Raw genomic sequence first — 14167 nt, 5'->3', positions numbered from 1 at the left:
ATTTCAACACAGAGGAGCACAACATGGATCTCATCTTGTGGCGACACGCAGAAGCCGAGCCGGGCGTTCCCGATCTCGAACGCGCCCTGACCGTCAAAGGGCAGAAACAGGCGCGCCGCATGGGCGAATGGCTCGCTTCGCAATTGCCGGAAAACTGCCGCATCCTCGTCAGCCCCGCCCTGCGCACCCTGCAAACGGCCGAAGCGCTGGGCCGCAAGTTCAAGCTGATGCCGGAACTGGCGCCCGGCGCCGAGGCGGAAGATATCCTCAAGGCGGCCAACTGGCCCGGCGGCAAGGAAACCGTGCTCATCGTCGGCCACCAGCCCACCCTGGGCCAGGCGGCCGCCCTGCTGCTGACGGGAGAAGAACAGGAATGGGAACTGCGCAAGGCCAGCGCATGGTGGTTTTCCCAGCGCGAACCGGGCGATCCGATCAGCGTCTATTTAAAAGCCGTGATGGCGCATGACCTGGTAGTGAAATGAAGGAAATGCGCAAAAAGTGCGCTGGGACAAATACTAGCAGGAATTACAACTCGGCAGCCTTGTAAAGCGCTGCCGATCTGCTAGAGTTTAATTGCGTCAACTACGTGTTGGAGCGCTGCTCTGGCACATTGAGCAACCCAGCGGACAGCCGTCCAACGGCGGCTGAAAGACCATGTTAACCTTCCTCGTTTTTCTCTTCATCGCCATCTTCGCCGCCATCATCGGCTTCGTCGCCTTTGAACTGATCGAAGAAATGCGCGGCAGTCACCACAAGCTGATGGACCGCTACCACGAGTAGTGTTCACCTCGGCAATATCGCATGGCGCCAGCGACGGCCTACAGGCCCGTCCCTCGCGCCATCCTTGTTTTTACACTCCCGTTTTACACTCCTGTCTTGAACTTCGTGTAGATACGCGTCATCAAGCGGCGGATATCGGCCGTGGTCGCTTCCGGTGCGGCCATGCGCTGCTTGTCGGCGTCCGACAGGAAGATGGCCTTGTTCTCGCCGATATCCTTGCGTACATACTTGATGCTGGCCGGATTCGGATTCGCGTAAAACACCTTGTTGCTCAGGCTGGCATGCACTTGCGGGCGCAAAATGTAGTTGATGAACAGGTGCGCGTTGGTCGGATGCGGCGCGTCGGCCGGGATGGCCATGGTGTCGAACATCAGGGCGGCCGTCTTCGGCACCAGCACCTGGATCACATTGCCGTTCTTCGCATCGATGGCGCGCTGGCGTGCGATATTGATGTCGCCCGACCAGCCCAGCGCCACGCAGACGGAGCCGTTGGCCATGTCATTGATGTAGCCGGACGAGCTGAACAGGGTCACGTAGGGGCGGATGGCCTGCAGCACCTTGCCCGCTTCCTGGTAATCGGCGGCCGCTTTCGAATAGGCGGGCTTGCCCAGGTATTGCAGGGCGGCCGGCAGCACTTCAGACGGCGAGTCGAGGAAGGACACGCCGCAGGACTTCAGCTTCGCCGCGTATTTCGGGTCGAAGATCAGGTCCCAGGCGTTGTCCGGCATGGGCATGCCGCCCAGCGCGGCCTTGACCTTGTTGACGTTGATGCCCACCGTCGTGTAGCCCCACAGCCAGTCGACCAGGTAATCGTTGTTCGGGTCGATCTTCGACAGCTTGGCCTGCAGGTTCGGGTCCAGGTTGCCCAGGTTCGTCAGCTTGCTCTTGTCGAGTTTACGCAGCAAGCCCGCATCGATCTGCAGGCGCGCCCACTGGGCCGTCGGCACGACGATGTCGTAGCCGGACTTGCCCGCCACCAGTTTTGCATTGAGGATTTCGTTATTGTCGAAAACGTCGTAGCGTACCTTGATGCCCGTTTCCTTCTCAAAATTCTTGATCGTATCGTCGCCGATATAGTCCGACCAGTTATAGATGTTCAGGACTTTTTCTTCCTGGGCGTGCGCAGGCAATGCCAGCACGGCTGCCGCCAAGGTCAATCCCACTCCAATGCGCCGCCCTGCTTGCCATGTGTTTGCCATCGTACCGCCTCCGGAATTAGTCAGAAAATAGTGCCGATGATAGCAAGAAGGGCGCGATCAGGTCTAGCCTGATCGCGCCCTGCTAAGATTCAACCCAAAAGCAAAGACCGGGGTCGGACCCTCAGGGTCCGACCCCAGCCTTTCGCCGCGGGGGTCAACATTACACCTTGTCCAGCCCCACTTGCGCCCCCGTAAACACCAGGTTGCCGTTCTGGGCGTCGATGCGAATCTCGTCTTTCGGGCCAAACTTGCCTTCCAGGATCAGCTTCGACAGCGGATTTTCGATCTGCTGCTGGATCGCCCGCTTCAGCGGACGGGCGCCATATACCGGGTCGTAGCCCGCTTCGGCGATCTGCTGCAAGGCCGCGTCCGTCAGACTCAGCTGCATGTCCATGCGCGCCAGACGCTCTTCGAGGATCTTCAGCTGGATCTTCGCGATCGCGCCGATGTTTTTCTCGTCGAGGCCGTGGAACACGACGATTTCGTCGATACGGTTGACGAACTCGGGACGGAAGTGCGAGCGTACCTCGGCCATCACGGCCAGCTTCACGACACCGGGATCATCGCTTTCCATGGCCTGGATCTTATGCGAACCCAGGTTCGAGGTCATGATGATGACGGTATTCTTGAAGTCCACCGTGCGCCCCTGGCCATCCGTCATGCGCCCATCGTCGAGCACTTGCAGCAGCACGTTGAAGACGTCGGCATGCGCCTTTTCCACCTCGTCGAGCAGGATCACGCTGTACGGCTTGCGGCGCACGGCTTCCGTCAGGTAGCCGCCCTCGTCGTAGCCCACGTAGCCGGGCGGCGCGCCGATCAAGCGGGCCACGGAATGCTTCTCCATGAACTCGCTCATGTCGATGCGGATCATCGATTCTTCCGTATCGAACAGGAAGGTCGCCAGCGCCTTGCTCAGCTCGGTCTTGCCCACGCCCGTCGGCCCCAGGAACATGAAGGAACCATACGGACGGTTCGGGTCGGAGAGGCCGGCGCGCGAACGGCGGATGGCGTCAGCCACGGCCGTGATCGCCTCATCCTGGCCCACGACGCGCTCATGCAGCTTCTCTTCGATGTGCAGCAGCTTGTCGCGCTCGCCCTGCATCATGCGCGACACGGGAATGCCCGTCGCGCGCGACACCACTTCGGCGATTTCCTCGGCGCCCACTTCCGTGCGCAGCAGCTTCGGCTGGTCGGGATCGAGTTTCGGGATGCCGCTGTCAGCCTGCTTGAGCTGGGCTTCCAGCTGCGGCAGCTTGCCGTATTGCAGCTCCGACACTTTCTGCCAGTTGCTCTCGCGCGTGGCCTGCTCCATCTGCAGCTTGACTTGCTCGATCTCTTCCTTGATGTGCGTGCTGCCTTGCACCACGGCTTTTTCCGCCTTCAGGATTTCCTCGAAGTCGTTGTATTCGCGCTGCAGCTTGACGATCTCTTCCTCGATCAGGCCCAGGCGGCGCAACGATGCTTCGTCCTTTTCCTTCTTGACGGCTTCACGCTCGATCTTCAGCTGGATCAAACGGCGTTCCAGCTTGTCCATCACTTCCGGCTTCGAGTCGATCTCGATCTTGATCTTCGCCGCCGCTTCATCGATCAAGTCGATCGCTTTGTCGGGCAGGAAGCGGTCCGTGATGTAGCGGTGCGACAATTCCGCCGCGGCGATGATGGCCGCGTCCGTGATTTCCACCTTGTGATGCAGCGCGTATTTGTCCTGCAAGCCGCGCAGGATGGCGATCGTCGCTTCCACGGTCGGCTCGTCGATGAGCACTTTCTGGAAGCGGCGTTCCAGCGCCGCATCCTTCTCGATGTACTTGCGGTACTCGTCGAGGGTGGTCGCGCCCACGCAGTGCAGCTCGCCGCGCGCCAGCGCCGGTTTCAGCATATTGCCGGCGTCCATCGCGCCCTCGGCCTTGCCCGCGCCCACCATGGTGTGCATCTCGTCGATGAAGACGATGGTTTGCCCTTCATCCATGGCCAGTTCCTTCAGCACGGATTTCAGGCGTTCCTCGAATTCACCGCGGAATTTCGCACCGGCCAGCAAGGCAGCCATGTCCAGCGACAGTACGCGCTTGCCTTTCAGCGATTCCGGCACTTCGCCGTTGACGATGCGCTGCGCCAGGCCTTCGACGATGGCCGTCTTGCCCACGCCCGGTTCGCCGATCAGCACGGGGTTGTTCTTGCTGCGGCGCTGCAGGATCTGGATGGTGCGGCGGATTTCATCGTCGCGGCCGATGACAGGGTCGAGCTTGCCCTTGCGTGCCCGCTCCGTCAGGTCCAGCGTGTATTTTTTCAGGGCTTCGCGCTGGCCTTCGGCCTCTTGCGAGTCGACCTTGTTGCCGCCGCGCACGGCCTCGATGGCCGCTTCCAGGGCCTTGCGGGTCAGGCCGTTTTCGCGCGCCAGCTTGCCGCAGTCGGACTTGTCATCCGTCATGGCCAGCAAGACCATTTCGCTGGACACGAACTGGTCGCCAGCCTTTTGCGATTCCTTGTCGGCCAGATTCAGCAAGGCCACGAATTCGCGGCTGACCTGCACGTCGCCGCCCGTGCCCGATACCTTCGGCAAGCGTTCGATCGAGGCGCCCAGGGCCTTGGACAGGCCGCCCACGTTGACGCCAGCCCGCTGCAAGAGCGAGCGGGCGCCGCCGTCGTCCTGGTTCAACAGGGCCGTCAGCAGGTGGACTGGTTCGATATAAGGGTTGTCGTTGCCCACGGCCAAGCTTTGCGCATCGGCCAGGGCTTCCTGTAATTTGGTAGTGAGTTTGTCTTGTCGCATGAAAAGCGCTCCCGGTTAATTAGTTGTTAACCAAATTGGGGTGAGGCAGTACTTTTCAAGCATACACAAAGCAGAAAACCGCTGCATTTGGGCAAATGCTAGCGTGCGCGACAGATACGATTCAAATGGTGCTTGCTTTTACCGTCCACTTGTCCAGCGCCGTCTCGTCGCTATCGCGCGCATCGACCCAGCGCGCCCCTTCGGGCGTGTCTTCCTTCTTCCAGAACGGCGCTTCCGTCTTCAGGTAGTCGATGATGAACTCGCAGGCGGCAAAGGCCTCGCCCCGGTGGGCGGACGAGACCGCCACCAGCACGATCTGCTCCTGCGGCAGCAAGGGGCCCACGCGGTGGATCACCAGCGCACCGGACAAGGGCCAGCGGCCGCGCGCCTGCTCGACGATGGCCTCGATGGATTTCTCCGTCATGCCCGGATAATGCTCGAGCTCCATGGCGGCCACGTCCAGTCCCTCGTTCATGTCGCGCACCGTGCCGACAAAGCCGACGACGGCACCCACCTTGGGGTTGCCTGCACGCAATTGTGCGATTTCTTGACTCAAGTCAAAATCGGCGTGCTGGACGCGGACACTGGTACTCATTTGGCATGCCCTCCGATACGGCGCAGCAGGGTTTCGATGCGGCTGGCCGTGCGCGCATCGGTGGCGGCGGGAATCGCACACAGCTGCATCAGCTGCGACACTTGCGTGAGCGGCTTCTGGCCCGATTTCAGCGACGATTGCAGCACTTCCACCTGCATCTTCAGGCGGTCGCGGGCAAATTCGGCGCCGCTGTCGACACCGGCGACGATTTCCAGGCGCAAGACTTCCTCGAGCAAGCGGGCCTCGTTGGCCTGCAATTGCCGCACGTAGGCGGCGGCGCCCTCGCCCAGCGCGGCCTGGGCGGCGGCAAAGCGCTGCTGCAGGCTGCGTTCGTATTGCGTGTCGAGCGGCGGCAAGGCGCTCCAGCGTTCGGTCCAGGCGGCAGCATCGGCGCCGGCATCTCCCTCGGCCAGCGTAGCTTCCAGCGCCTGCACCAGGCGCAGCTTGTCGCGCAAGGCGTTGGCCTGCGCCGCACCGGCGCGCTCGGCGATGGCGTCCGCTTGCGCTTGCACGCCAGCCACGGCCGCGTGGTAGCGCTGCTCGATCTTCGCTTCGCTGGCGCGCGGCACGGGACCGGTAGCGTTCCAGGCGGCGCGCGTGTCGCGCAGCAAGTGATTGATGAAGGCCGTGCGGGACTTGTCGTCGCCCTCCGGCACGACGGCCGTTTCCAGCGCGGCGCACAGCGCTTCGCGCGCATGCAGGTGTTCGCGGCGCTCGTGGTCGGCCGCGTGGGCCGTTTCCTTGCGCTTGGCGAAGATATCGTCGCAGGCGGCGCGGAAACGCTGCCACAGCGCCTGTTCCGCGCGGCGTTCCAGCGGCAGGGCTTTTGCCAGTTCCTGCCATTTATCCTGCAAGGCTTTCAGCATGTCGACCGTGTTGCGCTCCGATGGCTTGAGCAAGCCCACTTCGACGATCAATTGTTCGCGGCGCGCCGTCTCGATCTGGCGCTGCGTATCGAGCGGCTTCGACAGGGCATCCAGCGCGGCGCCAAATTCCGTATCCAGGCGTTTCTTTTCCTTGCGGTCGATGGTGCCCAGGCGCGTCCACGCCTGGCGCAGGCGCTGCGAGGCGGAGGCGACGTGTTTCCAGTCGGTACTCTCTTCAGCCGCCAGGGCCGCCGTTTCCGCGATCAGTTCCTGGGCTTTGGCCGCATTGCCGTGGCGCTCTTCGGCCAATTGCTTGAAATGCTGGGCCGCCGGCGCGTACGCGAGGCTGCAGGCCGCGTCAAAACGTTCCCACAGGGACTTGGGCGCCGGGCCGGACAGGGTGTCGAGCGACTTCCAGCGCTCGCGCAGGCTGCCCACTTTCTTGGCCAGCTCGGCCATTGGGAGTTCTTGCGCCGGCAATTCCTCGCCCGCTTTGACCAGCTCCTCGCGCGAGACGTTGCCGCCCCAGCGCGCCCAGTCGGCCAGGCGCTTGAACTCACCGCGCACATGGGCCAGGCGGTCCGCCTGCGCAGGCGTCAGCCGGCCGTGCTTGCTATCGCGCAAGGTCTTGTCATGCTCGGAAGCCACGTGCAATAGCCCATCCTGCAGGGCCGCTTCCATGGCGTCGAGTACTTTAAAGAATTGCTCCGTCGCTTCTTTCGACACGGGCGCGTGTTCCTGGCGCGGCTTGCGCGGCGCTGGGTCGGCATGGGCCGCTGCGGCCTCTGGCGTTGCCTGCACGGGCGCCGGCGCGCTGGCCAGCACGGCCGCAAATTGCTGCTGCAAGCTGTCGGACAAGGGCGACTCGGGCAGGCGCGGCAGGGCTTGCCACGCACGCTTCAGGGTATCCACGTCGAGCGTGGCGGCATCCTGCGCCTGCCATTCGGCCAGCGCGGCCTGGCGCGCATCGAACACGGCCTGGTGCTGCTGCAGGGCTTGCAAGGCGGATTGCGCCTGTTCGCGCGCCTGGCTGAAATCGCTTTCCAGGTGTTTCGGCAAGGAAGCGCGCTCGGGCGATTGCGCATGCTGCGCATGTTCCGCATCCAGGCGGGCCAGCGCCTGCGCCAAGTCGCCGGCGGACTGGCCATTGCTGGCCAGCGCGCGCGCGGCGGCGACGGCATCGATCACGGCGCGCTGCAGTACCACTTGCGCTTCCAGGCGGGCGGCCAGGGCGGCGCGTGCGCCGGTGAAGGCGGTCGCCAGTTCCGGCGTGGCCTTGATGACTTGCCATTGGCGATCCAGCTCGGCTACCTGGTTCGGGCTCAGCTTGTCATCGTTCAACAGGCGCTGGGCCGTGTCGATGCTGGCCTGGGCGCGCTGCGTCTCGGCGGCCTGGTGGCGGATCAGGTCGATGCGACCCTGCATCAGCTTGGCCACGCGGCGGTCCGTGTTGCGCATGGCCTGGTGGACTTTTTCCAGCAGGGGCAAGGCATGGACGTGTTCGGCCGCGATCAATCGGGCATCGGCAAATTCGCTGGACAGGATGAATTCTAAGGCGGCGGCTTCGTCGCCGGCCACGGCATGGGCACGCGCAACCTGTTCGGCGCGGCGCGATGCGCTCTGCGCCGAGGCGGCGGCCTGTTCTGCCACGACAGGATCGGGGACGGCAGTCTTGCTGGCAGAACGCTTGAAGAGAAATTCGAACATGACGGGTTTCGCGTGGATCAAAACCACCATCATAACAAAGCCCGGGGTATTGCATCGGACAGGGCTGAACAAGTTATCAAATGAATAAAGCGAATCTTTTCCCTGGATTTTCCCCTATGGCGGCGCGCCAGTCAGCATCACAAAAACGCCCCTCCTGCGGACGCCGCCCGGCGGGGTGTGCGCTCGCTACCCGTTCAAGCCTGCGCGCGCAGCGGCGGTGGTGGTACGGCCGGCGCGGACTGTGCGCCATCCGCTGCCGTTTCAGCGCCGTCGCCGGCTGCCGGCAAGGGGGCTGGCAAAGGCGCTGGCAAAACAAAGGGCAGCACTTGCGCCCTGCCACGGCGCGCCTCCTGCGCGCGCGCATCGTGGGCGAGGAACTGGTAGGCGATGGCAAACCACGCTTCGCCGACGATGACCTTGCGCGCCAGGGCGAACAGTTCGCGCTCTTCTTTTTCCAGGCGCTGCAGCAAGGCTGCGCAAAAGGCGTCGATGGCGGCGCACAGCTGCTCGGCCTGCAATTCGGAATGGTCGATGGCGGCGCCCGCACGCTGCTGCACGACATTGATGCTTTCCAGCGCCGCGTGGTTCAAACCGTTGATTTCATTCAACAAACCATCGGCATGCGGCGCGGCCTGGCGGATGGCGGGGATCAGATACATCTCCACCTTACGCCAGTAGCCCCCCTGGTACAGCCGGTCCAGCCAGTCGCCCGCGTACTGCAGTTGCGCCAGGCTGAGCTGTCTCTGGTGGCGCAGCTGCACATGCATGCATTTCTGAAAAGCCAACAAACTCATGCGGATGCTGGCCTGTTCCACCGACAGGGAAACCAATATATATGTTGCAGTAAGCATGCACTCACTCCCGAAAACGCGCTGGATATGTCATCCTGGAAGTGAAAGTGTAAAGACTACCGACAGGGACGGGTTTGATCCTGCACAAACCCGCGGCTGGCCAGCCGCGCTTTCTTTTACGGCGCGCGCAGGCCGATATGCAGATTGACGACGCCAGGCTCTTCCGACGGCGTGACTTCGCCGCCAAAGCTTTTCACCAGCCGCTGCATGCCCTTGTTGCGCGCCATCGCCTCGCCCACCAGCGCTTCCGTGCCCCGGCTGCGGAAGTAGTCGACGAGCTTTTCAAACAGGATGTGTCCCAGTCCCTTGCCCTTCAGGGCCGAGCGCACGGCGATGGCGAAATCGGCATGGATATTGTCCGGGTCGGCCACGGCGCGCACCACGCCCAGGGTTTCCGGCTTGCCGTCCGGTCCCGTGTGCGTGGCGATGAAGGCCATGGCGCGGTCGTAATCGATCTGCGTCAGGCGCGCCAGCTGCGACACGGGCAGCTCGCGCATGGACGTAAAGAAGCGCAGGCGCACATCGTCCGGGTCCAGCGCGTGGAACAGGTCCATGTGCTGCGGCGCGTCCTCGGGGCGGATGGGGCGCAGCAGGATGGATTGATCCATCCACGTCACCTGCTCTTCCAGCTCCTGCGGATACGGGCGGATGGCCAGGCGGTCGCGCTGCTGGCCCGGTTGCAGGCGGATGCGCGCATCGAGGGCGATCACGCCATCCGCGTCGGCCACCAGCGGGTTGATGTCGAGTTCGGCCAGCTCGCCGATGTCGGCCACCAGTTCGGCCACCTGGATCAGGGTGTAGCAGATGGCGTCGATGTCGGCCGGCGGCTGGTTGCGGTAGCCGGCCAGCAGCTTCGACACGCGCGTGCGCGCCAGCATGTCGCGCGCCAGCACCATGTTCAGCGGCGGCAGGCCGATGGCGTGGTCGGCCGTCACCTCCACGGCGATGCCGCCCTGCCCCACCAGGATCACGGGGCCGAAGGCGGCGTCCGTGGTGACGCCGACGATCAATTCATGCGACTGCGGCCGGCGCGCCATCTGCTGCACGGTAAAACCGTCGATCAGCGCGTCGGGACGCATGCGGCGCACGCGCTTGAGCATGGCGGCGGCGGCCGTGCGCAGGATGTCGGGCGTGTCCAGGTCGAGCGCCACGCCGCCCACGTCGGATTTGTGGGCGATGTCGGGCGAGTGGATTTTCAGCGCGACGGGATAGCCGATGTCGGCCGCCACGGCCAGCGCCTCTTCCACGTCGGCCGCCATGCGCGTGGTGGCGACGGGAATGCCGTAGGCGGCCAAAATCTCTTTCGAGCGGCATTCGCCCAGCACCGTCTGGCCGGCCGCCAGCGCGGCGGCGACGATTTCGCGCACGCGCGCGCGGCGCGGCGTGGCCGACATGGGCAGCTGCGCCGGCACCTGCATCAGGGTTTCCTGGTTGCGCCGGTACTGCACGATCTGCATGAAGCCATGCACGGCTTTTTCCGGCGTGTCGTAGGTGGGAATGCCGGCCCGGTTGAACACCTGGCGCGCAGGTGCCACGGTGGTGCCGCCCAGCAGGCACGACAGCACCGTGCGCGAGGTGGCCTTGATCAGCGGTGTGACGGCTTCGGCGATGTCGATCGACGAGACCATGGCCGTGGGCGCGTGCAGCAGCAGCAAGGCGTCCGCCTGCGGCTCGTCGAGCAGCGGCTTGATGGCGTCGGCATAGCGCTGCACGGCCGCGTCGCCGGGCAAGCCCACGGGGTTGTCGTGCGACCAGCCCCGTGGCAGCGCCTTTTCCAGCGCGATGACGGTATCGGGCGACAGCTCTGCCAGCTTGCCGCCGCTGCTCACCAGCGCATCGGTGGCCATCACGCCCAGGCCGCCGCCATTGCACAGGATCGCCAGGCGCTCACCGCGCTGGGAGCGGATATGCGTGAGCGTTTCCACGGCGTCGAAGAGCTCTTCGGCCGAATACACGCGCAGCATGCCGGCGCGGCGGATGGCCGCGTCGTACACGGCGTCGGAACCGGCCAGCGCGCCCGTATGCCAGGCCGCCATGGCAGCGCCTTCCGCCTCGCGCCCCGCTTTCAGGACGATGACAGGCTTGCTACGCGCGGCCGCCCGCGCCGCCGACATGAATTTGCGCGCCGCCTGGATGTCTTCCATGTACAGCAGGATGGCGGCCGTGTCGATGTCGCCGGCCAGGTAGTCGAGCAGGTCGCCGAAATCGATATCGTAGCTGGCGCCCAGCGAAATGAACTTGGAAAAGCCCACGCCGTGCGCGTTGGCCCAATCGAGCACGCCCGACACCAGCGCGCCCGACTGCGACACGAAGGCGATCTTGCCGCTGGTGGCGCCGACATGGGCGAAGCTGGCGTTCAAGCCCAGTTTCGGCACGAGCAGGCCCATGCTGTTGGGGCCCAGGATGCGCAGCAGGTGCGGCTTGGCCGCCTTCAACATGGCCAGGCGCAGCGACTGCTCGCGCACGGGGTCGAGGCCGGACGTCATGACGATGGCCGCGCGCGTGCCCAGCGCGCCCAGTTCGCGGATCAGTGCCGTGATGGTGGCGGGCGGCGTGCAGATGATGGCCAGGTCCGGCGCCTTGGGCAAGTGTGCCAGCCTGCGGTAGCATTTCAGGCCCATCAGCTCGTCGTACTTGGGATTGACGGGCCAGATCTCTCCCTGGTAGCCGCCGCCCAGCAGGTTGTACAGGGCGATGGCGCCCAGTTTGCGCTCGCGCGCCGTGGCGCCGATCAGGGCCACCGAGGCCGGCTTGAACAGCTTGTCGAGATTACGGATACTCATGTTCTGGCCTCATGGATTGCCGGAATGGCTTACTTGGTAACGCCCCAGTGTATAGGATGCCTTGCCAAAAAAACTTGACCTTGTCGCGCGTTTCGCAAAAAAACAGTGCGCCTACCAGCGCGAGCGGTGGCTTTCCGTTACCCCGGCCAGCTGCGCCACGATCCGCTTGGGAGACTCCGCGCTGGTGCGCACCCAGCCGCTGAAAGTGCCGATCGGCTGGATGTAGCGGCTGGCGGCGATCCACAGGTTTTTATCCTCGCGCCGCGCGCCTTCCGGCTTGAAGTGCAGGTCCAGCAGATCGTCGTCCGTCCATACATGCCACGGCGCCAGCGGATTGTCGGGATTGAAGTCGAAATGCGCGCGGCCCAGCGGATACAGCTGGCCATCGAGCCACAGTGCGTTTTCATGCGCGCCGAAATAGCCTGCCTGCAGGTTGAAACCCAGGTCCAGGCTGTGCGCCGAGGCCCAGCGCCATTCCGTCTCCCGCGCCAGCAAGCCGTTCGAATAATCGAAGCTGGCCACGCCGTCGTCCAAGCTGTAGCCCATGGCGCCGCAACGCACCGTGCCCCACAAGGGCAAGCCGCCCGACTTTTGCGTGGCATGCACGCTGCCGCCCTCGCCCACGGGCCCCACGGCCAGCAAGGTGGGGGCGACGGGCGGGCCGAATTCCGCATCGATGCCGAAATGGCCGCAATCGAGCCGCAATCGGTAGCGCTGCTGCGGCTGGGCTTCTATGCAGATTTTTTGCGAGAAAAACCGGAAACGGCTGCTGGCACCCGCATGCGGCGCCACGGACGCGCACAGGCCGGGAATGCCGTCCTGCGAAAAGCTTGCCACGATCTTGCCCTTGTGGCGGTCGAAGGCATACGCGAAGGCCGTGCTGGTCCAGCCCAGGTCGACGATGGCCACGCCGCAGAACAGACTGGGCGTGGACAGGGCCACGTAGTGCCAGCGCTTGTGGTGGAACAGGCGCCAGAGGGCGCCGCGCGCGTGCGGCGGCGCCAGCGCCACCCAGTCGAAGGCATCCAGCTGTCCTGTGTAGCGGCCAAAACAAGGCACGCCATCCGCGTCGAGCAAGTGGGCAGGCGCCGGCGGCAGCATCATGCGGCCCGCCTTGCGGCAGCGCCGCCGTCGTGCAGGGCCTCGGCCAGCTGCACACCGAAAGCCGCCGGCTGCGCCTGGGCTATCTCGACCTGCGGGCAGGCATGCCAGAGCGCCAGCCGCTGCACGGCGCCAGCCACGTCCTGCACCAGGCGGGAACTGAGGCGCACGCCCTCTTCCAGCGCCAGCGACTTGATCTCGAAGCGCCCCTGCGCGCGGTGCGCCTTGGCGTCCAGGCGCCCCACCAGCGCGCCGCGCCGCAAGATCGGCAGGGTGAAGTAGCCATACCGGCGTTTTTCAGCGGGCGTGTAGCATTCGAGCCGGTAGTCAAAGCCGAACAATTCCAGCGCGCGGCGCCGGTCCCACACGACGGGGTCGAACGGCGACAGGATCGTCGTCAGGGTGGGCGCCAGCTTGCCCGCGGCCGCAGCGCGCAGCAAGTCCCCATGCTCGGCATGCACGTACACGGCGTCATCCCAGCCATCGACCGTGCAGCGCAGCAGCGCGCCCTCGTCCACCAGCGCCTGCAGGTCGTGCGCCAGGCTGGCACGCGATTGCTTCGTGCGGAAGTAGTCGCTGATCCAGCTGGCCCGCGCCAGCCCCAGCGCCTTCACGCTGGCCAGCAGCAGGCGCCGGCGCACCTGCTCTTCGGGCGGCAGCAAGCCGTCGTGCCAGCCCGGCAAAACGCGTTCGGCCAGGTCGTAATAGCGCTGGAAATTGTGGCGCTTGGCGATCATCAGCACGCCCGAGGTAAACAGCACTTCGAGCGAGCGCTTTTCCGGCTTCCAGCTCCACCAGCCGCCCGCCTGGCCATCCGTGCGCTCGAAATCGGCGGAGCGCGCGGCGCCGTTGGCGCGGATATGTTCGAGCACCGAAGCCACGGCCTCGCTCTGCTCGGCCATCCATTTGACGGAGTATTTCCAGCCCATGGCGGCCGGGTCCAGCATGCGGTGGCGGTACAGACCATAGTCTTCGATGGGCACGAAGCAGGCTTCATGCGCCCAGTATTCGAACAGCGCGCCCTCGGCCAGCAATTGCTCCAGCCACGGCTGCGGATAGTCGCCCAGCCGGCTCCACAACACCAGATACGGGCTGCGCGCCACCACGTGGATGGTGTCGATCTGCAGCACGCCCATCTGCCGCACGGCGGCCAGCACATCGGCCTTGACGGCTTTCCTGCGGCGCGCCTGCAGCAAGCCCTGCGCGGCCAGGTGCAAGGCGCGCGCGGCGGGCAGCGAGAGCGGCGGGAGTATCGGTATGGCGGGCGGAATCGGCAAGGTCAGTTCTTCCTCAAAAAAGGGGACGCGCAGTCGGCAGGCATTTCAGGAAGATACCGCATTCCCGTCGCGCGCCACGCATTTCTTGCTGAATTTTATTCATGCTATCGCCCATTATTATTCATCTTGCGCACCAGCATAGTGCAAAAAACCCGGGCGACATGAACAGTTGATGACAAGTCCACGAGACCGCTTGACATGCCTCATGCGCTTCTATAACTTAAGAAAATTATTGCCATAC

Annotated in this window: 10 protein-coding genes; 2 read left to right on the top strand and 8 right to left on the bottom strand. The window is 64.5% G+C overall.

The features are described 5' to 3' along the window. Positions 1 to 23 precede the first annotated feature (23 nt). Together sixA and LSO07_RS28350 are read left to right on the top strand one after the other, a co-directional pair. Positions 24 to 482: a phosphohistidine phosphatase SixA gene (gene sixA / locus LSO07_RS11140; protein WP_070254143.1), complete on the top strand. Its 459-nt coding sequence runs from the start codon at positions 24 to 26 to the stop codon at positions 480 to 482. A gap of 172 nt (positions 483 to 654) precedes the next feature. Continuing rightward, positions 655 to 780 carry a hypothetical protein gene (locus LSO07_RS28350; RefSeq protein ID WP_254926692.1) on the top strand — a complete coding sequence of 42 codons (126 nt, stop codon included), beginning with the start codon at positions 655 to 657 and terminating at the stop codon, positions 778 to 780. 83 nt (positions 781 to 863) lie between these two features. Here the strand turns inward: LSO07_RS28350 and LSO07_RS11135 are convergent, their stop codons facing one another. The 8 genes from LSO07_RS11135 to LSO07_RS11100 all read right to left on the bottom strand — a co-directional run bounded on the left by LSO07_RS11135 (position 864) and on the right by LSO07_RS11100 (position 13926). After that, positions 864 to 1979: a polyamine ABC transporter substrate-binding protein gene (locus LSO07_RS11135; protein WP_034778116.1), complete on the bottom strand. Its 1116-nt coding sequence runs from the start codon at positions 1977 to 1979 to the stop codon at positions 864 to 866. Positions 1980 to 2139: 160 nt separating this feature from the next. Next, positions 2140 to 4746, bottom strand: a complete 2607-nt coding sequence (clpB, locus tag LSO07_RS11130; protein ID WP_151093912.1) for an ATP-dependent chaperone ClpB — start codon at positions 4744 to 4746, stop codon at positions 2140 to 2142. Positions 4747 to 4867: 121 nt separating this feature from the next. Next, positions 4868 to 5341, bottom strand: coding sequence for a molybdopterin synthase catalytic subunit MoaE (gene moaE / locus LSO07_RS11125; protein WP_034778112.1), 474 nt, complete (start codon positions 5339 to 5341; stop codon positions 4868 to 4870). Next, positions 5338 to 7914: a DUF349 domain-containing protein gene (locus LSO07_RS11120; RefSeq protein WP_151093910.1), complete on the bottom strand. Its 2577-nt coding sequence runs from the start codon at positions 7912 to 7914 to the stop codon at positions 5338 to 5340. The genes moaE and LSO07_RS11120 overlap by 4 nt, the downstream gene beginning before the upstream one ends. Before the next feature lie 194 nt (positions 7915 to 8108). Then, positions 8109 to 8765 (bottom strand): hypothetical protein, encoded by a 657-nt coding sequence (locus LSO07_RS11115; RefSeq protein ID WP_151093908.1) that lies wholly within the window; start codon positions 8763 to 8765, stop codon positions 8109 to 8111. A gap of 116 nt (positions 8766 to 8881) precedes the next feature. After that, on the bottom strand, positions 8882 to 11548 hold the full coding sequence (locus LSO07_RS11110) for a bifunctional acetate--CoA ligase family protein/GNAT family N-acetyltransferase (RefSeq protein WP_176375159.1): 2667 nt from the start codon (positions 11546 to 11548) through the stop codon (positions 8882 to 8884). A 111-nt stretch (positions 11549 to 11659) separates the two neighbouring features. Next, the gene (locus tag LSO07_RS11105; protein ID WP_151093906.1) at positions 11660 to 12652 is read right to left on the bottom strand and encodes a DUF2804 domain-containing protein; all 993 of its coding nucleotides are present in this window, start codon (positions 12650 to 12652) and stop codon (positions 11660 to 11662) included. Then, a complete protein-coding gene (locus LSO07_RS11100) occupies positions 12649 to 13926 on the bottom strand; it encodes a winged helix-turn-helix domain-containing protein (RefSeq protein ID WP_225317249.1) in 1278 nt (425 codons plus the stop codon). The genes LSO07_RS11105 and LSO07_RS11100 overlap by 4 nt, the downstream gene beginning before the upstream one ends. Positions 13927 to 14167 lie beyond the last annotated feature (241 nt).

It is taken from the genome of Janthinobacterium sp. PLB04 (assembly GCF_021165895.1).
GTDB lineage: Bacteria > Pseudomonadota > Gammaproteobacteria > Burkholderiales > Burkholderiaceae_D > Janthinobacterium > Janthinobacterium lividum.
Note: the sequence above shows the minus strand (reverse complement) of the source record. Positions and strands in the feature narration are given on the sequence as shown.

What these genes read in the sequence shown, in the direction of transcription:
- sixA (WP_070254143.1), top strand. Translation starts at nt 24, where the DNA reads ATGGATCTCATCTTGTGGCGACACGCAGAAGCCGAGCCGGGCGTTCCC.
- LSO07_RS28350 (WP_254926692.1), top strand. Translation starts at nt 655, where the DNA reads ATGTTAACCTTCCTCGTTTTTCTCTTCATCGCCATCTTCGCCGCCATC.
- LSO07_RS11135 (WP_034778116.1), bottom strand. Translation starts at nt 1,979, where the DNA reads ATGGCAAACACATGGCAAGCAGGGCGGCGCATTGGAGTGGGATTGACC.
- clpB (WP_151093912.1), bottom strand. Translation starts at nt 4,746, where the DNA reads ATGCGACAAGACAAACTCACTACCAAATTACAGGAAGCCCTGGCCGAT.
- moaE (WP_034778112.1), bottom strand. Translation starts at nt 5,341, where the DNA reads ATGAGTACCAGTGTCCGCGTCCAGCACGCCGATTTTGACTTGAGTCAA.
- LSO07_RS11120 (WP_151093910.1), bottom strand. Translation starts at nt 7,914, where the DNA reads ATGTTCGAATTTCTCTTCAAGCGTTCTGCCAGCAAGACTGCCGTCCCC.
- LSO07_RS11115 (WP_151093908.1), bottom strand. Translation starts at nt 8,765, where the DNA reads ATGCTTACTGCAACATATATATTGGTTTCCCTGTCGGTGGAACAGGCC.
- LSO07_RS11110 (WP_176375159.1), bottom strand. Translation starts at nt 11,548, where the DNA reads ATGAGTATCCGTAATCTCGACAAGCTGTTCAAGCCGGCCTCGGTGGCC.
- LSO07_RS11105 (WP_151093906.1), bottom strand. Translation starts at nt 12,652, where the DNA reads ATGATGCTGCCGCCGGCGCCTGCCCACTTGCTCGACGCGGATGGCGTG.